The organism is Methylomonas rosea, assembly GCF_024505055.1.
Taxonomy (GTDB): Bacteria; Pseudomonadota; Gammaproteobacteria; order Methylococcales; family Methylomonadaceae; genus Methylomonas; species Methylomonas rosea.
This window is the reverse complement of sequence record NZ_JANIBL010000020.1, coordinates 51,287-70,477: the sequence shown is the minus strand read 5'-3', so window position 1 is coordinate 70,477 and position 19,191 is coordinate 51,287. Positions and strand designations below refer to the sequence as shown.

Here is a 19,191-nt window from a genome sequence, read left to right as displayed (position 1 = left end):
GGAGGGGCTGGGAAGCCCCTTCCGCCGACCCTCGATAAAAGCTCCGGAGCGCAGGATACAAGCGGCATTCGGGTGGCCTTTTCTTTGGATACTTTCTTTTGGCCAAGCAAAAGAAAGTATCGCGGTTGTCGGTCCGCGAACCGACATTAAAACTAGCCGTCGCGATAGCGACACCTAATTCAAATCTCCTCACCCCAACCCTCTCCAGCAGGAGAGGGAGTAAATCCCGAGAAAACTAGGGCATCGCCAGAAACTAGCGGTTAAATGTGATGCACCCTTTCCGGCACAATCACCCCATCCTCCATATACAACACCCTATCCATCCTGGCAGCCAAATCCGGATCATGCGTCACCACCAAAAAGCTCACCTGCAATTCCTGGTTTAGTTCCAGCATCAGTTGATAAATCTGCTCTGCGGTTTTGCTGTCCAGATTACCGGTCGGCTCGTCGGCTAACACGCACTTGGGCTGATTGATCAAAGCCCTGGCCACGGCGGCGCGTTGCCGTTCGCCGCCGGACAATTCGCCGGGTTTGTGCAACACTCGGTGTCCCAAGCCGACGCGCTTGAGCAATTCGGCGGCTTGTTGTTGGGCTTGCTTGATGGATCGGTTGCCAATCAACAACGGCATCGCCACGTTTTCCAGGATGGTAAACTCACCCAGCAAGTGGTGGAACTGATAAATAAAACCCAGCGAACGATTGCGCAGTTGGCTGAGTTTGCCGGCGCTAATCTTATTCAAATCGGCGCCATCCAACATCACCGAGCCGGAGCTGGGTTTTTCCAAACCACCCAGCAAATGCAGCAAGGTGCTTTTGCCGGAACCAGACGCGCCCATAATGGCGACGCGTTGACCAGCTTCAATCGCCAAATCGACACCACGCAAGACTTCGACGTTTAAATCGCCTTGCTCGTAACGTTTGGTTAACTGCTGGCATTGCAACACGATGGTATTATTCATAACGCAACACCTCGGCCGGATTGATACGCGCCGCCTGCCAGGCTGGGTACAACGTAGCCAGCAATGACAGTAAAAACGCCACGCAGGCTATCCAGTACACATCGGTCCAGATCAGTTTTGACGGCACTTCGCTGATGTAATACACGTCGGCAGCCATGAATTGCACACCAAAAGCTTTTTCGATAGCCGGGACGATGGTCTCGACATTCAAAGCCAGCAAAACGCCGCCGACCGTGCCTAGTAAGGTACCTATGCTGCCGATGATGCAACCCAAGACGATAAAAATGCCCATCACTGAACCGTTGGATAAACCCTGGGTTTTCAGAATGGCAATGTCGCCGCGCTTATCTGTGACCACCATCACCAGCGTGGAGACGATGTTAAACGCCGCTACCGCGACGATCAGCAACAAGATGATAAACATCGCCCGCTTTTCAGTTTGCACGGCGCGGAAAAAGTTGCTGTGGGCCTTGGTCCAATCGCTGACCCGAAACTCGTCGCCTAAGGTATCGGCTAGGCCTTGCGTGATGCGTGGAGCGTTGAATAAGTCGTCCAGTTTCAAACGCAAACCGGATACGGCCTGCTCCAAGCGGAACAATTTGCCGGCATCGTCGAGGTGCATCAGCGCCATGTTGCGGTCGTATTCGTACATTCCGACTTTGAACACCCCCACCACGGTGAAGCGTTTCATGCGCGGCAGAATACCCGCTGGGGTTGAGTTGATTTGCGGGGTTATCACGGTGACTTTATCGCCCATCATCACCCCCAGGTAATTGGCCAACTCGGCGCCCAGGATGATACCGAACTCGCCGGGCACCAAATCGTTCAGGCTGCCGAACATCATTTTGTTGGCAACTTCCGACACTTTAGCTTCGTACTCTGGCAACACGCCTTGCAGCAAGGTACCGCTAACTTGCCGGTCGGCGTTGACCATCACTTGACCATGAATAAACGGCGCCGCGCCCTCCACATGCTGCATGCTCCGCGTACGCTGATCCAAGGCTTGCCAATCGTCTAGCTGACCAAAGCGGCCGGTGATGGTACTGTGGGCGGTCATGCCCAGGATGCGTTCGCGCAATTCGGCTTCGAAACCGTTCATCACCGACAACACGGTAATCAACGCCGTTACCCCCAACGCGATACCAAGCACGGATGTTAAGGTGATGAACGAGATGAATTGGGTGCGTTTTTTGGCGCGGGTATAGCGTAACCCGATATACAGGATGAGAGGTTTAAACATGCTTAGGCTTTTGGAGGTTTACAAGCGGCGCAATAACCGTAAAGGTAGAGACTGTGATCGGTAAGGGTATAACCCAGTCTCAGGGCGATTTCCGATTGGCGTTTTTCAATGACTTCATCGGTAAATTCGTCGACTTTTCCACACTTCATGCAGACTACATGATCGTGGTGACCGCCGCTATTCAGTTCGAATATGGAGTTGCCGCCCTCGAAATGATGACGATTAACCAGACCGGCAGCTTCGAACTGTGTTAACACGCGGTAAACAGTGGCCAGGCCAATTTCCTCGCCTTCGGCCAACAAGATTTTGTAGACCTTCTCGGCCGACAAATGTCTGTCGTCCTGCTGTTTTTCCAGAATCTCCAGAATTTTGATTCTGGGCAAGGTCACCTTTAAGCCCGCATTACGCAAATCCTGAGTTTCCACAAGCCCGCCTCCTTTAAACCGATAATCCGCAACATTGTATCGTTTTTTGCGCCAAGCCGCTGACAGAATTATGGGATAATGGCCCATCGTTTGTCGTCAGACTCCATTCACTCCTCATGAAAAAATCGACTTTTTTGCTAGCGGCCGTCACCAGTTTATCGATTAACGCTTGCAGCACCATCCTTACTAACTTACCCGGCGTGTACACCCTGGATATTGAGCAAGGCAATATCATCGACCAAAGCATGATCAACCAACTCCGGCCGAATATGACCAAACGTCAAGTCTTGTATATCATGGGTTCGCCGATGCTATCGGATGCCTTTCATGAAAAACGCTGGGACTATTTATATTCCGAACAACCGGGCGGCGAAGACCGGGTGCAAAAACGGGTGTCCTTATTTTTCAACGGCGACAATTTGATGGGTGTGCAAGGCGACTTCAGGCCCAGCTCGATGCCGGTCGTCAAAGAATCCACGGAAACCAGCGTCGATGTACCAAAACGCGATCTGGAACGCTCGATGTGGGAAAAAATCAGCGGTTTGTTCGGCAGCGACGAACCCGACACCTTTGCCCGCAGAAACAATCAAAACGCTACCGAGCCCAAAGAAGCCGCCAGTTCCGCAGAGGAAGGCAAAGAATTGGTGGAAGAAGACCCCGACAAAAAATAGGTCATCCGTTGGAAACGCTTTAGAGCAATAGTGCGCCGGCTATCGCGATAAAATTGTCGGCTGCCTGAATCAAGGCCGGTGCGGTTAAACTATGAATCCCGTAAACATCGCTGGCAGTGCCAAAATCGTTGCGCACCTTTTGCAACAGCAACTCGAAATCGCCGTCGCCGGACAATAGAATGATGCGATCCGCACGCGCGGCATAATCCATTACATCCAACGTGATCCCCACATCCCAATCACCCTTGCTGGTGCCGTCGCGGCGCTGGATATAGGGCTTTAGTTTGACGGTAAAACCTATGTTTTTCAGGATTTGCTGAAAACCCTGCTGCTTGCTGTCGCCGCGATCAGTGGCATAAGCAATGGCAGCGACAACCTGTTTACCTGCGGTTGCCTGCTGCCAAAACGCAGTGTAATTAAAATGTTTCTGGTAGCGTTGCCGGGTGGTGTAGTAAATATTCTGGACGTCGACAAAAATCGCTACTTTTTCCATCCAGCGCTTACTTCAAAAAAGAACAGCAGTAATCGCTGGCAATACTTACCTTCATCGTGAATTCCGCGTTGCCAGGGACATTGAAAGACTCGCCACCTTTCACCGCTTGCCAGGCATCGTTACCAGGTAACAACACTTGCAATTCCCCAGCCAGAATTTCCATCAACTCGGGCTCAGCCGTGTTGAAGGTATATTCGCCGGGCTGCATGAATCCCAAGGTTTTTGACGAACCGTCGGCAAAACGTATCGTGCGGCTATTCACTTTGCCGTCGAAATAGACATTGGCCTGCTTGACGATGGTGACGTTATTGAATTCTGACATGATGCACATCTGTTACTAGTAAAAAAAGGAGCGCAATCATAGCAGATCAGCTTGTTTGCGAATAACAAAAAGCCTGGGCGCGCTGGGCTTGTCGTGACTGCTAAGCACAACTTCCGAAGTGAAACACGCCCCATCCAACTGCCGGCACCATGCCGCCAACTGCTCGGTTTCCAGATCCCCGCCGGCGTGACCCGGATAGGCTAATACCGTGATCACGGCACACGGCGCCAGCAAAACGCACGCGCTATCCAAGGCAGCCAGTGTTGAATCGATTTGGGTAATCACGGTTTTGTCGGCGCCGGGCAAATAACCCAAATTGAACATCACCGCCCTCACCCGACCATGCCATTGCGCGGGAATATGCGACAGCATATCGGCATGGCTGGCGAGACGCAGTGTCACCCGGCGCTGCAAATCATGCTGAAGTAAACGCTGAAAACTGTTGATCAGCGCTTGCTGTTGAATATCGAAGCCAAACACATGCCCGCCGATTCCAAGGCACCGCGCCAAAAACACCGTATCGTGACCGTTGCCCAGCGTTGCATCCAGAGCAATGTCCTCCGGCTCAAGGTATGAGCTGACGATATCGTGAGCAGTTTCAAGCAGGGAAATGCGATTTATCATAGCGGCGTATATTACAGGCTGGCGGCAAGCCGGCGTGCTGTTGCAGGTAATCGACAAACCGTGCGGCATACCAGGGAATAGCCAAACTGCCCTTGGCGCCAAAGCCATTGAAAATATGCAGTCGCGAATGTCGAGGATGAGTGCCGATAAATGGCTGCTTATCCAGTGTGGCCGGCCGGATTCCGGCCCGATGTTGATAAACATCAAGGGGTTGCTGCTGAGGACAAACCGCACGCAAGCTCGCTAATAAAGCGGTTTTCGCTGCTTGGGTCGGCAAATTATCCAGTTGATTGGTATCGAAAGTGGCGCCGGTTTTAAAGCGCCTGGACTCAAGTGAAATCAGCCAATGCCCGTAATTCAAAATGTGTTTCGGAATATCTTGCCTGCTTTCACAGCCCAGGATTTCGCCTTTTGCCAATTGAAACGGCAAATACTTGAACCATGGATTGGTAACCGCCTGATAGCCTTCGCAGAACACGATGTGCCGGGGGTAGATGTCATGCCAGCGCAGTGACGGCTCCAGGTTAATTTCACCGTATTGCAGAGTATTACGCCGATAACAGTGTTTGTTCAGCAAAAAATCGCGCAGCTGACTCAATAGCGCTTCGGTGCGCAAATAGCCGGTTTTCCCTTGTTGTAACACACCGTAAGCTGCATCGAGCTCTGCGGGAGCGGGCGCCAAACCCAATAGATAGTCGCGATAATCCGGCTGACTTAAGCGGCGCTCGGCAATTTCAAGCTCTTTTTCCGTGCGCAGAATTTTCAGCATCGGCATTTGCACATAAAAAGATTGCCCAAACTGCATCCCAAGTTGCCGATAAACATGCATCGCGGCCGGCAGCAACGTTTCGAGATCCACCTGCTTTACCAGGCGCTGACCGGTAACCGGATTGATCAAACCGGCCGCGACTTGCGAGGCGTTCTCCGCGCCGACATCCACCACCACTATGCGCAATTGCCGTTGCAATAATTCCCAGGCCAGTAAACTACCTGCCAAACCCTGACCGATCAGCAGTACATCGATTTGCACGGCAATTATTTGGCTTGCAAGGCCTCGCCTTTAAACACAATGCCGCCCCAACCATCGCGCATGAAGTTTCTGATATTTTGATGATCGTTGCCGGCCGGATTCCCAAGCACATCCTGCCGATAATAATCACCGAATAGCGCCAGAGTTTGCTCGACAGTCAGTTGATGCAATTTGGCAAATGCAAAAATCTTGCATGAGCCCTCGTTACGACCCGCTTCGTTTACCACAGGTTGTTGCAAGCCGTTACTGAATTCAGTAGGTTGGTAATCATAATGCTCGGCGATAACCACTATGGTTTCCTGAAATTCGACCGGCTGTCCGGACTTAACCCGTTGTAGAAAATCGTTCACCATCATTGGCTTACTCCCAAAGCTTTATTAATATTTGGTTAAATTACAGTCTAATTCGAACAAAACACAGTCATTCCCGGTTATAATCGCATGAAATGTCTAGGTGTTTCTCACCTAGGACTGCGTTTGGGATCGTCTTATTATTGTTATATTCCGTTATTAAAATCCGGCCCTACTTTGTTTGGCATTTGGTTCGGAACGTACGGATTGCAACCTCAATAACATCATAAAGGAATACATTTTGAAACAGATAATTACTCTTTTCTCGTTTTGTCTGCTTTGCTCTACCACTGCCTTAGCGGAATCGGAAACCCAGATCCCACCCGCGCCGCCCATAGAACCTGTAAACGCTACCGCCAGCCCGGCACCGACGGTGACTATTGAGCAGACTAACTATGCGGCTTACCAGCTGTCACCAGGCGATGCATTGGAAATCACAGTCTGGAAAGAAGAAGGCTTGCAACAATTGCAAATCCTGATTTCCCCAGACGGCACCATTATTTTCCCTTTGATTGGTACGGTAGGCGCCGCCGGTAAAACCATCACCGAGCTGAAAGATAATTTGACCAGCAGACTGGCCGACTATATTTCCGACCCTTCCATTTCGGTTAAATTACTCAACAACCAAGGCAACTCCATCTTCGTAATAGGTAAAGTCAACAAACCCGGACAAGTGTTTTCCGGCAGACGCCTGGATGTGCTGCAAGCGCTGAGTCTGGCGGGCGGCTTGACCGTGTTTGCCAAGGAAGGCTCGATCAGCATTATTCGCCGCACCGGCGATCAAGTTAAAGTGTTTCCGTTCGACTACAGCGATGTGATTGATGGCGAAGATCTGGAACAAAACATCCTGCTGGAACCGGGAGACACGGTCACCGTACCCTGAGCGGAATTAGATAGAAGCACTATCTATGAAGATAAAAACGGATTTTTTGCTACCCGCGCTGGTTTTGTTCAGCAGCAATAGTTACGCGTTTGACTGGCTGTTTGAACCTGATTTCAGCTTTAAAGAGAAGTATGACGATAATTTGCGCTTACAAGCCAACCCAAATCGCACTAACCTTATTAGCACTCTTTCCCCCGGATTAATGCTCGGTTATCTAGCAGAAAATCAAGAACTAAAAACTAATCTCAAGTGGAATGAACTCATTTATCACGGGGAGTCTAGTTTGGATTTTTCTGAAAAGCTAGCCAACATTGGACACCAGTACCGAGGCGAACTTTTTAAGACCGCTTTAACAGCCGGCTATTCCGAACAATCGACACTCAGCACCCAACTAGATGAATTCGGCTCAGGTAACCTCCGAACCCAGGTAGCTCAATCTACGAAATCAATTTCACCTAGTTTCACATACTACCTTTCGGAGAAGAACTCCTTACAGCTAGGCTACGGTTATATGGATGTAAAGTTTGACAAACCGCCGGGCATAGCCAGCAACAGCAGCTTATCGGACTATTCGAATCAACAATTTTCCGTGTCCGCTACGCATGCTTACACTGAGCGCCTGTCTTTCAATGTGACTGGAAGCTATTCCGAATTTGAGTCATCGAGCAATTTCCAGGGAACATTTATTATCTTCCCTGTAACCACAACTTTTAGTCAAAAATCGACAAATCTCAATTATCAAGCAGGACTGCAATATGCCTTTAGCGAACAAACTCAACTGTCTCTCTCGGCCGGAATCCGCAATACCGAAACGCAAACTACGCAAATAACAAAGCTTTCCGATTCTGGAGCAATCATTAACAGCTCTAATCCACCACCCAGAACGACTAGCGGCCATATTTTTTCAGCTGCATTGACCCGTAAAAGTGAATGGGGAGATATTAACTTCAGTGCTGGACAGCAATTGAATCCGGCCAGTTCCGGTACGCAGCAAACATCCACAACTTTCTCTGCGAGCGCCAACTACAATCTCAGCGAACGTTGGAGTACCGGAATTAATGCCGGTTATTTGCTAGCAGAATCAGTCTCAACTTTTGACAATACTAACGTCAGCAACAACCGGACTTACGCTTCAGTTTCACCGAATATCAGGTGGCGATGGACCCCGGACATCAATTTAGAGTTCTCATATTCTTATCGACAACAAAAATTCGAGTCGACTGATCAAACAGCCGTAGGCAATAGCGTGCAACTACAATTCTCATATCAACCTCAAATCAATCGTCAGGTGAAATAGCGTGGAAAATAATACCCTCGACATCAAGGATTATCTGAAGATCATCAAACGACGCAGAAAATTTTTATTTATCCCGTTACTGATCATCGCACTAATCAGTATCTTATTGGCGGTATTGTTACCGTCCATGTTTCGCTCAACATCGACCATTCTGATTGAAGCACAAGAGATTCCCTCGGAGCTGGTTCATTCCACTGTCACCACGTTTGCAGACCAGAGGATTCAAGTCATTAGTCAACGAATCATGACGCGGCCGAATTTGGCCGAGATAATCAAAAAATACGATCTTTACGCCGATGACCGCAAAAAGAAAACAGAGGAGATCATCCTCGAAAAAATGCGTAAAAGTATAAAGGTGGAAACCATTAGCGCCGACGTTACTGATCATCGCAGCGGCGCCTCGGCACAAGCCACTATCGCCTTCACATTGACATTCGATGATAAATCGCCAGCTCTTGCGCAAAAAGTAGCCAATGAATTGACATCTTTGTTCCTGAAGGAAAACATCAAATCCCGCACCGAATCCGCCGAAAACGCTGCCTTATTTTTGAGCGAGGAATCCAAACGGCTAAAAGCCAAAATTCAGGAAATTCAGGAAAGCCTTGCTATCTTCAAAGAAAGAAATCTCAACCAGTTACCGCAAATCAGCGCGCTCAACCAACAAGAACTGACATCGCTCAGCAATCAATTGCTATCGCTAGACAGCCAGGAACGTTCTTTAAATGATAGACGCTTTTATCTTGAAGGCGAACTGGCACAAATCGACCCTAATGCGATGGCATCCAACGCCACAGGCAATCGAGTATTCGATATGAAAGACCGCTTGAAGGAACTGCAATCCCAGTATCCTTCCGTGCTATCAAATCATTCCGCCAGCCATCCGGATGTGATCAAAATCAAACGCGAAATCGAGTCATTACAAAAAGAAATCGGTTCAAACACCGATCTTAACGCTATGAATGCTGAACTAACCGATAGAAAAGCCGAGTTGGCGTTATTGTTAAAACAGTATTCGGATAAACATCCGGACGTACAAAAACTGCAAAAACAAATTGGCGCCTTGCAACAAAGCCTGATTGACAATAAGCAAAATGAATACAGTAAAAGCTCGATTCAACCGGATAACCCGGCTTATATCACATTGAAATCACAGCTTGATTCAGTGCGCACGGAAATAGAGTCGCTAAATTACACTCGCGGTCGTATCAAGGCCAACATGGAAGAACTGCGCAATAGCTTACGCCAAGCGCCATTAGTGGAGAAAGAATATACCGACTTACTGCAAGAGTTAGACAATACCAATCTGCGCTATAGAGAAGTTAGCGCTCGCGAAATGGAAGCGCAAATTTCTCAACAATTGGAGATGGAGAGAAAAGGCGAACGTTTCACGCTAATCGATCCACCACAAGAACCATTAGAGCCGGTAAGTCCCAACCGAATTGCCATCCTCTTTCTTGGATTGATTTTCGCGGTCGCCTCTGGCTTTGGTTCCGTCGCGCTCGCGGAAATATTGGATCCAACCATCAATAGTCCGAAATCTGTCACCGCTATTCTTGGCGTAGAACCATTGGCGGCAATCCCCTATCTTGAGAGTCAACTAGAAAATCAAAATCAAATAAAAAGTAGAAAAGTGCTGGTAATCACTAGCTTGGCAACCCTGCTGTTAGCGGCACTCGCCTTTCATCTTATCGTCATGCCTCTCGATGTGTTCTGGTACAAATTATTGCGTGTTGTGGGCAACTAATCATTCAAGGGAAAACTCATGAGCTCCATTCAAAGCCTCGCGGAAAAAAACACCCCATCGTCAGCAGGCGCCCAACCCGGCGACAAGGTTAACATCTCTTACACCCAAACCCGTGTTCATGCCCCAGACCATAACCTGCTTAAAAGTAACCGCATCATCTCGGCGTCGTCTCCAGCCAAATGGCTTGAATCGTATAGAATGTTGCGCACCCGCTGCCTGCAACAAATGGACGCAATGGAATGGAAGACGATGGCCATCACCAGCCCCAGCGACGGTACCGGCAATAGCCTTACGGCCGCGAACTTAGCCATCAGCATGGCGATGGAACTTGACCGCACTGCCCTGCTGGTCGATGCCAACTTCCAGAATCCCAGCATCAACCAATTATTCGGCATTCAGCCGGGCGCAGGTCTTAGCGACTATTTGCTGCATGACACTGAATTAAGCTCCATGCTGATTAATCCGGGCATAGAACGTCTGGTAGTCCTGCCGGCCGGCAAACCCTTGTTTAACTCCACGGAAATGCTGCGCTCGCCGAAGATGGTACGACTGGTTAACGAACTGAAAAGCCGTTACCCCTCGCGTATCATTATTTTCGATATGCCGCCGATTTTGTCGCACGACGATACGCTAGGCTTCTCGCCTTATGTAGATTGCGTATTGCTGGTGATCGACGAGGGTCATACCAAGACCGAGCAGTTGAAGCACGCGGCTTCTTTGTTAAAAGACACCAACGTACTGGGGACAGTATTCAATAAAGCTACCGATAATAAAATCGGCTATACCGGGATTTAAACCGGTTTGACGTGGCTACTTGCGGTAGCCACGTCCCTGCATTTCCTATCAGAGTTTACTCAAAACTTCCTTCGCTTCATTCAAGCCATCAAACTCGACTTTTTTATCGACCGCTTTTTGCAAATACTCGCGGGCTTTAACCGGATCGTTTTGCTTGAAATAAACCATGCCCAAATGATAATTGCTGATCGGTGATTGCGGATCGCGTTCGATCACTTTCAACATGATTTCTTTGGCTTTGTCGTAATTACCTTGTTTATAGGCAACCCAAGCCGCCGTATCCATCATATTGGGATTATTAGTTAGCAACAAAGGCTCGGCCAATTTAGCCGCACGCTCCAGGCTATCCGGACTGGACGAAAAATCCGACAAGTAACTGGCCAGATTATTAACCGCGACCACCGAGTCCGGATGCAGTTTGTAAGACTCTTCATAAAGCGCCAGAACCTGCTCATGTTGACCATCGCGATGATACAAACGCGCCAAATCATCAACCAACTCCAACGCCCCCTTAGTCTTCTCAATACCATTTTTATAAATATTGATGGCCTCGGCTTTGTTTTTTTGCGCCAGTTCGATCAAGGCCAAATTCCGATAAGGGCTATACCAGTCCGGTTTAATGCTTAAAGCCTTGTTATATGCTGTTTTTGCGTCCGCAAACTTTTGTTCGTTCAGATAAGCGCCGCCCATCAAATTGTAAGCAATGAAATGATCAGGTTGCTGTTTGATAACTTGCTGTAATTTGCCGATAGCCTTATCCGCCTGCTTCAATACCAGATAGCTTTTTACCATCTCAGTCAAAGGCTCAATTGCATCCGGCTTACGCGCCAGGGCCTGTTGAAAAGCTTCGGTGCTTGCTTCCAGCTTACCTTCCGCCTGATACCCCAAACCGGACATATAAAAGCCGGTGGCATCCTTATCCGCTAGCTGCTGCACCTGCTTGGCAATGTCCTGCGCCTTATCCCAATGCTTTTGCGACAACTCCATTTTAAACATCGCTTCCAAGCCTTTCAGGCTTTTCGGATTCGCTTTAATCAGTGCTTCAAGTTGCTGTTTTGCTTGATCCTGGTGACCGGCTTTCATATGTAAGCTGACCAAATCCAGCCGGGCAGTCTCATCGCCCGGTGCGGCAGCAACCACTTTTTCCATGTTCTCTCTGGCCAGTTCTTCCTCGTTATTACGAAGATGGGCCGCTGCCAGCATTTTCAGCACCCCGATATTATTGGGTTGATCAACCAATACCGAACGAAAATCGGCAATCGCGTCGGGAATTTTATTTTCGCCCAAGGCAAATTGACCGCGCAGCGTTAAAGCCTCGGCATCGCGCGGATTGTTGTCCAACACTTCCTTGATCAAGGCTTTAGCCTCGTCGCCACGCTTAGTCATTGCATACAAGGCAGCCAATTTATTCCGCGCGGTGATGCCGCTGGGACCTAACTTATCCTGTTCGACGACTTCTTTCATAGTCGCTTCGGCTTTATCGATTTCTTTTTTGGAAAGCTGGATATTGGCCAGTTTGAATTTCAACTCATACGCTTGCGGCTTTTGCTCTATCATCGGCAGCAGCTCGGCGATGGCCACTTCCGGACTGCGTTTTTCCAACAGGAAATCGACTAAGTAAGTCTTGGCCGTATCGTTGTCCGGCAATTTGCTTACCGCATCGCGCAAAGTCGCTTCGGCTTTATCGACTTGTTTGGTACCGACCTGGAACAAAGCTAAAGTACGATAATGTTGTAACTGCTGCGGGTCCAGTTTGACGATTTCCACCAACATCGCCTCGGACTCGGCAATTTGATTGTTTTTAGCGTACAAGCCGGCCAGCATGCTGCGCAAGGCAACATTTTCAGGCTTCTTTTCAATCGTTTGCTTCAACAAGGCAATGGCTTGATCGACTTTATCCAAGCGCGCCTGAATTGAAGCCATCATCAAAGTAGCCGGCACATCGTCCGGACTGTTTTTCAAGGCGCGCTCCACCGTCATAATCGCGCCGTCGCTGTTATTTTTGGCTGCTTGTACGCCGGCAAACAAAACCAATGCCTCGACATTATCCGGTTCCTTGGCCAGCGCTTCGCCGACCATTTTTTCCGCGTCGTCTACCGCTCGATTCAACAACAACAACTGACCGACCCGAACCCGCGCCATCACGTGATTTTCGTTGCCGGCAACGACGGTACTGTATTCCTTAAAGGCATTTTCGATTTTGCCTTGTTTACTCAGCGCTTCCGCAATCTGGAAGTGAGTTTCCCAATCCTTGGGATCGATTTGCAGCACGTTTTTATAGGCAAGCAACGCTTTCTCATAATCGCCCGCTTGATATAGCTGTTTACCTTCTTCCATGTATTTCGCTTTCCGTTCATCGGCGCCGTTACAGGCCACCAAGCCGGTCGATAACACAACAATGCCTAGATTTTTTAAAAAATTTTGTTTCGTTGTCATTAGTCTCTCGATAATTCGTGCGTTTGATTATGTAGCTGCCATGATGGGGCGCCGCTTTTAGGATTTTAACTTATTTACGCGACCAAGCCTTAAGGCTTTCAGTAAAACGGCGAGGGTCGAGGTGCGGCATGTTGCCGCACCTGAGTGGAGAAACTATTGGACGCCAGCCGGCGCCGCGCCACTATCCGCAGCGGTTTGTTTTTGATATTTACCGGCGTTCAACTTGTCTTCATACTCCTGAACAATGGTTTCCATCTCGACACTGTTGAATTGCAACAAGGCTTCATTCTGCAACACGCTAGCCAGCGCACCCTTGTTTTCATAGCGCTCCAGCAACTCTTTGGCGGCCTCGTAAAGTTTGACATTATGAGTATCGCAAACGCCCAATTGCTGCTCGGTAGCTTGCTGCTTGGCGTTTATTGCGGTTAATTGCGCCTGCAAATCCGCTTTGGCCTGACTGACTTCCTTATGCTTTTCAATCACCTCGGAAAGCCTGGTGTTAGTTTTTTCCAAACGCTCGCGTACTTCACCGTTGGAATGTCGCTGCGCGGACAACTCGCTGCTGATTTGCTCCTTGGCCGCAACCGCCGCCGAATGCGCTTTTTTCAACTGCTCAAGCTCCTGCAGCTCTTCGGCTAACTTGGCCGATTCCGCTTTGGCCGCATCGCGCTCGGCGGTCAGGCTTTTAACCATGGCTTGTAGTTTTAACACAGCTCCGTCGTTCTTCGCGGCCTCACGCGGCGCGGCCAGACTGGCAGAGCAACCGCCGGCTAAAAGCACAACCGTTACTGCTACTATCGGTAATTTATTCATCGACAACCTGCCTAGAATTGCGTATTGACGTCGATCTGCAGCACATCGATACCTAGCGGTGCACCGGTGATAATATCGGCACTCAACCAGCGGCCGGTTAACCAGACATTTTTCATCAAGCCATAGTTGCCGCCGATGAACCAGCCTTTGCTATTGGTGCCGCCTAGGTGGAAGTCAGAATCGGTGAAAGCGTCCAATACCGCATCGCGCTCCACGTACTTATACGCGGCAAACACATTCCAATGTCCGGCCACTTCGGCCCGCGGCCAGCCGAAATCGGCCCTAAATTGCCACGCATTGGTTTTACCCTCCACCACAGTGCCATTAAGCATCCGGCTGACTGCGGCTTTATTAAAGCCGACGTTTTTGGCGTAGTCGCCGCTTAAGCGCAAACGATAAGGGGCAAACATGGCCATTTCGTAGGAGATATTGGCATTGACGATATTGTAATCGGACGCCAAACCGACCATCCCCGGATTGGAAGCCAAGGCGCCGGTGCCTTCTCGGCAGATCGACGCCAGCGTATTGCCGCCCTGCATGAATTCGGGCCGCGAAGCGGTATTACCGCGCGTATTAAGATCGCAGGTGCCTAAAACGCTGGTACTTTGTTTAGCTTCGACGTTGACGTAATCGAAATAAGCCAGGGCCGCCTTTAAATTGTCTTGATTGATAAAGCCCCAATCCACCCCGACCTGACCGCCGAACAACCATTTATCGCTGCTCAGAGCCGATTCTTGCAGCGGAAACGCGCCCGCCGTGGCGAACACGGAATGGGTTTGATCGTCGTTAGCCATCAAGCTGTCCGAACCGCCCAAACGGTGGCGCAGAGTGCCGGCAAAACCCTCGAAAGACAAATCCGTATCCCACACCAATTCGCTACCGCCGGTAAACTCGCCACCGCCGGTATACCAAGGATTTTTGATCCGACCGCCCGACAAGGTCAACCATTTGAATTTGTTATCGTCGAACGCATCGTATTGCAGATAAGCCCGGTCCACGGTGAAATCGTATTTCTGTCCGGTAAAACCCAAAGACTGATTCGTGGATACCGGATCGCGTTGATTACCCGTCGCCAAACGCACACCGGCTTTCAAACCATCGGTGACGATGGCATCGATACCCAAGCGCAAGCGTTCGCGAAAATGTTGTCTGTCAGTAGTGGTATTCAAAAATTGATCCACACCCGCAGCGTTCAGACCGCCTCTTTCGTTAACCGCTTGCCAATCGATATAAGAATTGGCGATATTTTCGTCGGCCATATATTCATGCTGCGAGCGCAAACGAATATCGCCAGATAATTTGAAGCGTTTGATCCAGTCAGGCAACGCATTCGGCATGCCCCATTGTTCGTTCTTGGCCTTTTGCATCACATCGCCGACCACTTCTTCGCGTAACTCACTACGCACCTGCTGACGAATCTCGTCTTTGACAAAATCCGGCACGTAAGCTACCCGGACTTCATCGGCAGGCACAGCTTCCTTGGCACCGGCAGCCTTGGCTTCGGCAACTTGCTGACCCGCTTCAACTTCGGCTTGTTTGATCATCTCGTTGGCAGCCTTATCGGTGATCACCCCTTGTTTGACCAATTGCTTGATCAAATTAGTGGTGGTGTTGCGCAGTTTCAGCAACTCTTCCTTTTCTCCGGCCTGCACCGCACCGATCAGCCCGGATAGCGCCAGGGCCATCAGCTGTTTCTTATTCGCCATTGTTCTACCTGTTTATTTTTAAATACGTGATGAAATCTTCAGCTTGATCGGCTGCTGCATGCCTGGCGGCGGCGCCTCGGCTACTCGGTCGAACTTGTTCAATAAGCGGCCAAGCAATTCATCGATATCGGCATCGTTACTGCCTTTGGCTAATTCGACCCGTTCCACCGAGCCGTCGGCTTTCAGCCAGACTTTGACGATGGCGGTATAGCCCTTGCGGCGCAGTTCTTCGTGGCTGCTTAATAGATTAAGAATGCCGTTTTTCACCAAGCCGCCGTACCAGGCGTAAGGATTGCCGGTACCGCCGCCAAATAGGCCGGTGCCGCCTTTACGGGCGGCCAATCCGAAACCGTCCGAACCCGCCGTGCCTTCGGCATCCAAACCCAAATCGCGGGGCGGAGCTTCGTCGGGTGGCGTTTCCGGCATCGGTTCCGGTTCGGGCTCCGGTTGTTCGATTTTTTCCTTGATTTCCGGCTCGGGCGGCTTTTCCACTTTCGGTGGCGGGGGTGGCGGAGGCGGTGGTTTCATCAACGTAATCGGTTGAATTTTTTTCTCGCTTTTCGCCGGTTTTTTATCGATGAAATCCATGATGATTTTCACCACATAAAAAATCGCTAACGCAGCCAGCAAGCCACCGATAATTCTCGGGATATACACCCGTAAGTGTTTCTTTTCGGACATGGTTGAATGGCGCTATTTGACAAGACTTTGCGTCACCAAACCGACCTGGGTAATTTCCAGCTTGCCCAGCAACGCTAAAATATCCACCACGCTTTGATACTGCACCGTGGCATCACCTTTCACCACTACCGGCAGCTCCGGGTTAGCCGCCTTGTATTGCAGCAAGGTCGATTCCAGTTGCTCCATCGTTACCGGAAAAGTATCCAGAAAAATGGTGCCGTCGGCGGTGACGGTAATGGCTTTGGTTTGTGGCTTGGCCAAACTGGGCGTATTGCTGGCCTTGGGTAGATTGACTTGCACGCCCTGCACGGCCGCGGTGGTCATTAAAATAAACACCACCAACAGCACGTACGCCAAATCCAGCATCGGCGTGACGTTGATTTCGTCGTACGCGGCGTTTTCTTCTTGAACTTTCATTGAATATTCTCTTGACCCACAGATCAGGTTTCATAGGTTGGGTTCGCTCGATAGAGCGTTAACCGACACCTCGAAGCCAACATGTCGGGTTACGGCTGACGCCTAATCAACCCGACCTACATTTTTTGGCAAATTAGCTATGCTGCTCGGCCAATTTGGCAACGAACTCGTCAACGAACACATGCATATCGGCGGTTACCATCTTGATCTGGCTACCCAGATAGTTGTAACCAAACAACGCTGGAATCGCCACGGCCAGACCCGCCACCGTCGCCACCAGAGCCGCCGCGATACCCGGCGCAATCGCGTTGACATTAACCTCGCCGCTGGCTGCAATCGCCGCAAACGTGATCATTACCCCGACCACGGTACCCAGCAAACCCAGGAACGGACCGCCGGAAATCGCGATAGTCAGCAACACCATTTGTGAATTCAGTTTTTGCAGCTCCCTTACCAACACGCCATCCATGGAGGCCTTAACCGCATTCAAGCCTTGCGCAGACAACAAATGATCAGCAGCATCAGCGCCAACGCCCTTGGGCAGACGTTTGTTCATTTCCTGCACGCCGACGTGATAAATCCGGTAGATGGATGAGCCGGCAAAGGCGGCATGATTGCCGGTCAATGACAATAACAACGGCGATGCGTCGAAATCTTCCTGACCTTCCTCGTCCTGGTGATCCAAATTGGTAATATTCGCGGCCCCCAAGCGGCTGAAGGCTTCTTCAAACTTCTTGTTTTCGCTACGGGTACGGCTTAACACAACACCCTTGCTGATCATTACCAGGGTACTGATCACAAACATCACCCCCAAGATTCCGATGATCACCCAGCCGTCGATAGTGACGTTGTTCAGTGTCGAGACCAGATAGGATTCACCGCCACCTTCGCTGTCCGGCGTGCTGTCTTCGCCGTAGTTCAACAGGGCTGAAGATTGGCCCTGCATCATGGCCGCGAATTGCAGATAGTTCTGATCGCGAGCGACCTTGGCGATGCCGAATTCGTCTATCGCCCCGACAAAACCGCGCGAACCGTCGACCGCCGCACCGATGCTAATATCACCCAGCAATGCCGACACGCTGGCGGGCAAAATGCCGACTGCCTTGCCATCGACATACAAGGTAAAACCGTCTTTGCTACCCGCTACCGCCAAGTGTTGCCAAGCCGCCAAGTTCAGATCGACCGGGCTCACCAATTCCTTACGATTTACCTCCAAAACCGGCGTTTGCCCTCTAACAGATAAAATCAGGCCATCACGTTGAAACACCACCCCATTACTTTGCGCCTGATCGATTTTTACCCAGCCGGATACGGTCCAACCAAACTCTACCGCCATTTGAATGGCCGGCGTTGCGGTGATACGGATAGCTTGACTGCCGTCGAAGCCACCCGCCGCCCCTACCGCGCCGCCTTCCACCACGGTCTGCGTCGCAGTAGCCGGTTGATTGGCATACGCGGTGGCATCCTTAACCGGACCGGCTTCAAAGTGATAGGCAAGTGCTTGCGCCACATCGAATATTCCAGGTACATCCTGGCCGTCGACAGCTTTGGGATTGCCGTAATACATCCAGAACATCGGCTCGTCGGCCGTCGCGATATCCTTGGGCAGTTTCACCCAAATCAAAGCCATTTCATTCAACGTGTCGATTTTCTCGATATAAAATTTCAATGGGGTTTTGTCGTCACCGGCCATGAAGCGCAAATCCTTGCCGTTCTCACCCAAATCGGCAAAGAAACTGAAATTGCCGGTATGCAGACGCACCAACACCAAACCTTCAGCCACCGGCTTAACGCCCGCTTGCTGCAACTGCTGGGCATCAATGGTTATTTTCTTTCTGTATCCCCATTCATCGTTCCACCAGGCTTGTGCCAGGCCCGGCATCATCAACAGGGTGATCACTAAAAAACCGATTCGTCTCATGCTTACTCTCAGATCAAAATTTATACGGGAATTATCACAAGGGTTTTTTACATGATTATGACGAGGCCACCGCTATCGAAAAAATTCGCAAAAAAGCTAACTCAGCCCCCTTGGTTTTCAGGATCGAATTTATTCGACCTGCCTGTCTAAACCCTCTACTCAGGCCGAATGAATTCGGCCATACATGGGTATGGATGCGCTGAAAAGTTACAAAATATGCTTGGCCGCTTCATCTGTAAGCAGTAGCTAAGCAGATTCAAAACCGCAACATTGATAGACGTGTGCTTAGTTCTACTTTGTCAGATTCGAAAGAAGTTCTTCATATCCGCAGGGTACAAGAGAGGGTATCCAGTGCCATGGATAGCGAGCTTCGAACCATCCATG

Annotated in this window: 19 protein-coding genes; 5 read left to right on the top strand and 14 right to left on the bottom strand. The window is 50.0% G+C overall.

The window, feature by feature from the left end:
• Positions 1-260: 260 nt before the first annotated feature.
• Genes lolD through fur form a run of 3 tightly spaced genes read right to left on the bottom strand, consistent with a single transcriptional unit; the run spans position 261 to position 2,624 of the window.
• Entirely contained in the window at positions 261-959 is a 699-nt protein-coding gene (gene lolD / locus NP589_RS08470) for a lipoprotein-releasing ABC transporter ATP-binding protein LolD (RefSeq protein WP_256606590.1), read from the bottom strand.
• On the bottom strand, positions 952-2,199 hold the full coding sequence (locus NP589_RS08465) for a lipoprotein-releasing ABC transporter permease subunit (RefSeq protein ID WP_256606589.1): 1,248 nt from the start codon (positions 2,197-2,199) through the stop codon (positions 952-954). The genes lolD and NP589_RS08465 overlap by 8 nt, the downstream gene beginning before the upstream one ends.
• A gap of 2 nt (positions 2,200-2,201) precedes the next feature.
• Complete coding sequence (fur, locus tag NP589_RS08460) at positions 2,202-2,624, bottom strand: ferric iron uptake transcriptional regulator (RefSeq protein ID WP_026146882.1); 423 nt, start codon at positions 2,622-2,624, stop codon at positions 2,202-2,204.
• 116 nt (positions 2,625-2,740) lie between these two features.
• On the opposite strand from fur, the gene NP589_RS08455 reads away from it, so the two are divergent.
• Positions 2,741-3,295, top strand: a complete 555-nt coding sequence (locus tag NP589_RS08455) for an outer membrane protein assembly factor BamE (protein ID WP_256606588.1) — start codon at positions 2,741-2,743, stop codon at positions 3,293-3,295.
• A 19-nt stretch (positions 3,296-3,314) separates the two neighbouring features.
• Here NP589_RS08455 and NP589_RS08450 read toward each other — a convergent pair whose 3' ends face one another.
• The 5 genes from NP589_RS08450 to NP589_RS08430 are packed head-to-tail and all read right to left on the bottom strand — an operon-like array spanning position 3,315 to position 6,120.
• Positions 3,315-3,788 (bottom strand): LabA-like NYN domain-containing protein, encoded by a 474-nt coding sequence (locus tag NP589_RS08450; RefSeq protein ID WP_256606587.1) that lies wholly within the window; start codon positions 3,786-3,788, stop codon positions 3,315-3,317.
• Between the two features lie 7 nt (positions 3,789-3,795).
• The gene (ppnP, locus tag NP589_RS08445; protein WP_256606586.1) at positions 3,796-4,110 is read right to left on the bottom strand and encodes a pyrimidine/purine nucleoside phosphorylase; all 315 of its coding nucleotides are present in this window, start codon (positions 4,108-4,110) and stop codon (positions 3,796-3,798) included.
• A gap of 36 nt (positions 4,111-4,146) precedes the next feature.
• Positions 4,147-4,734: a tRNA 5-(aminomethyl)-2-thiouridylate-methyltransferase MnmM gene (gene mnmM / locus NP589_RS08440; protein WP_256606585.1), complete on the bottom strand. Its 588-nt coding sequence runs from the start codon at positions 4,732-4,734 to the stop codon at positions 4,147-4,149.
• Positions 4,709-5,764 (bottom strand): NAD(P)/FAD-dependent oxidoreductase, encoded by a 1,056-nt coding sequence (locus tag NP589_RS08435; RefSeq protein ID WP_371929657.1) that lies wholly within the window; start codon positions 5,762-5,764, stop codon positions 4,709-4,711. Before NP589_RS08435 ends, mnmM begins: the two co-directional genes overlap by 26 nt.
• A gap of 5 nt (positions 5,765-5,769) precedes the next feature.
• Positions 5,770-6,120: a HopJ type III effector protein gene (locus NP589_RS08430; RefSeq protein WP_256606584.1), complete on the bottom strand. Its 351-nt coding sequence runs from the start codon at positions 6,118-6,120 to the stop codon at positions 5,770-5,772.
• Between the two features lie 235 nt (positions 6,121-6,355).
• Between NP589_RS08430 and NP589_RS08425 the strand changes: the two genes are divergently transcribed.
• The 4 genes from NP589_RS08425 to NP589_RS08410 are packed head-to-tail and all read left to right on the top strand — an operon-like array spanning position 6,356 to position 10,833.
• Positions 6,356-6,997 (top strand): polysaccharide biosynthesis/export family protein, encoded by a 642-nt coding sequence (locus NP589_RS08425; protein ID WP_256606583.1) that lies wholly within the window; start codon positions 6,356-6,358, stop codon positions 6,995-6,997.
• Positions 6,998-7,022: 25 nt separating this feature from the next.
• On the top strand, positions 7,023-8,294 hold the full coding sequence (locus NP589_RS08420; protein WP_256606582.1) for a porin family protein: 1,272 nt from the start codon (positions 7,023-7,025) through the stop codon (positions 8,292-8,294).
• 1 nt (position 8,295) lies between these two features.
• A complete protein-coding gene (locus NP589_RS08415; protein WP_256606581.1) occupies positions 8,296-10,038 on the top strand; it encodes a lipopolysaccharide biosynthesis protein in 1,743 nt (580 codons plus the stop codon).
• 18 nt (positions 10,039-10,056) lie between these two features.
• Positions 10,057-10,833 (top strand): CpsD/CapB family tyrosine-protein kinase, encoded by a 777-nt coding sequence (locus tag NP589_RS08410; RefSeq protein ID WP_256606580.1) that lies wholly within the window; start codon positions 10,057-10,059, stop codon positions 10,831-10,833.
• Positions 10,834-10,881: 48 nt separating this feature from the next.
• Here the strand turns inward: NP589_RS08410 and NP589_RS08405 are convergent, their stop codons facing one another.
• From NP589_RS08405 to NP589_RS08380, 6 genes are all read right to left on the bottom strand, one after another.
• Complete coding sequence (locus tag NP589_RS08405; RefSeq protein WP_256606579.1) at positions 10,882-13,269, bottom strand: tetratricopeptide repeat protein; 2,388 nt, start codon at positions 13,267-13,269, stop codon at positions 10,882-10,884.
• A 153-nt stretch (positions 13,270-13,422) separates the two neighbouring features.
• A complete protein-coding gene (locus tag NP589_RS08400) occupies positions 13,423-14,082 on the bottom strand; it encodes a hypothetical protein (RefSeq protein ID WP_256606578.1) in 660 nt (219 codons plus the stop codon).
• 11 nt (positions 14,083-14,093) lie between these two features.
• Positions 14,094-15,788, bottom strand: coding sequence for a putative porin (locus tag NP589_RS08395; protein WP_256606577.1), 1,695 nt, complete (start codon positions 15,786-15,788; stop codon positions 14,094-14,096).
• An 18-nt stretch (positions 15,789-15,806) separates the two neighbouring features.
• Complete coding sequence (locus NP589_RS08390) at positions 15,807-16,469, bottom strand: energy transducer TonB (RefSeq protein ID WP_064009660.1); 663 nt, start codon at positions 16,467-16,469, stop codon at positions 15,807-15,809.
• A 12-nt stretch (positions 16,470-16,481) separates the two neighbouring features.
• Positions 16,482-16,886 (bottom strand): ExbD/TolR family protein, encoded by a 405-nt coding sequence (locus NP589_RS08385; protein ID WP_036276642.1) that lies wholly within the window; start codon positions 16,884-16,886, stop codon positions 16,482-16,484.
• A 133-nt stretch (positions 16,887-17,019) separates the two neighbouring features.
• Positions 17,020-18,807, bottom strand: coding sequence for a DUF2341 domain-containing protein (locus NP589_RS08380; protein ID WP_256606576.1), 1,788 nt, complete (start codon positions 18,805-18,807; stop codon positions 17,020-17,022).
• Positions 18,808-19,191: the final 384 nt, after the last annotated feature.

Coding starts and splice junctions, on each gene's coding strand:
- mnmM (WP_256606585.1), bottom strand. CDS start 4,734: ATGATAAATCGCATTTCCCTGCTTGAAACTGCTCACGATATCGTCAGC.
- NP589_RS08450 (WP_256606587.1), bottom strand. CDS start 3,788: ATGGAAAAAGTAGCGATTTTTGTCGACGTCCAGAATATTTACTACACC.
- ppnP (WP_256606586.1), bottom strand. CDS start 4,110: ATGTCAGAATTCAATAACGTCACCATCGTCAAGCAGGCCAATGTCTAT.
- NP589_RS08405 (WP_256606579.1), bottom strand. CDS start 13,269: ATGACAACGAAACAAAATTTTTTAAAAAATCTAGGCATTGTTGTGTTA.
- NP589_RS08430 (WP_256606584.1), bottom strand. CDS start 6,120: ATGATGGTGAACGATTTTCTACAACGGGTTAAGTCCGGACAGCCGGTC.
- NP589_RS08465 (WP_256606589.1), bottom strand. CDS start 2,199: ATGTTTAAACCTCTCATCCTGTATATCGGGTTACGCTATACCCGCGCC.
- NP589_RS08385 (WP_036276642.1), bottom strand. CDS start 16,886: ATGAAAGTTCAAGAAGAAAACGCCGCGTACGACGAAATCAACGTCACG.
- lolD (WP_256606590.1), bottom strand. CDS start 959: ATGAATAATACCATCGTGTTGCAATGCCAGCAGTTAACCAAACGTTAC.
- NP589_RS08455 (WP_256606588.1), top strand. CDS start 2,741: ATGAAAAAATCGACTTTTTTGCTAGCGGCCGTCACCAGTTTATCGATT.
- NP589_RS08395 (WP_256606577.1), bottom strand. CDS start 15,788: ATGGCGAATAAGAAACAGCTGATGGCCCTGGCGCTATCCGGGCTGATC.
- NP589_RS08420 (WP_256606582.1), top strand. CDS start 7,023: ATGAAGATAAAAACGGATTTTTTGCTACCCGCGCTGGTTTTGTTCAGC.
- NP589_RS08400 (WP_256606578.1), bottom strand. CDS start 14,082: ATGAATAAATTACCGATAGTAGCAGTAACGGTTGTGCTTTTAGCCGGC.
- NP589_RS08390 (WP_064009660.1), bottom strand. CDS start 16,469: ATGTCCGAAAAGAAACACTTACGGGTGTATATCCCGAGAATTATCGGT.
- NP589_RS08380 (WP_256606576.1), bottom strand. CDS start 18,807: ATGAGACGAATCGGTTTTTTAGTGATCACCCTGTTGATGATGCCGGGC.
- NP589_RS08410 (WP_256606580.1), top strand. CDS start 10,057: ATGAGCTCCATTCAAAGCCTCGCGGAAAAAAACACCCCATCGTCAGCA.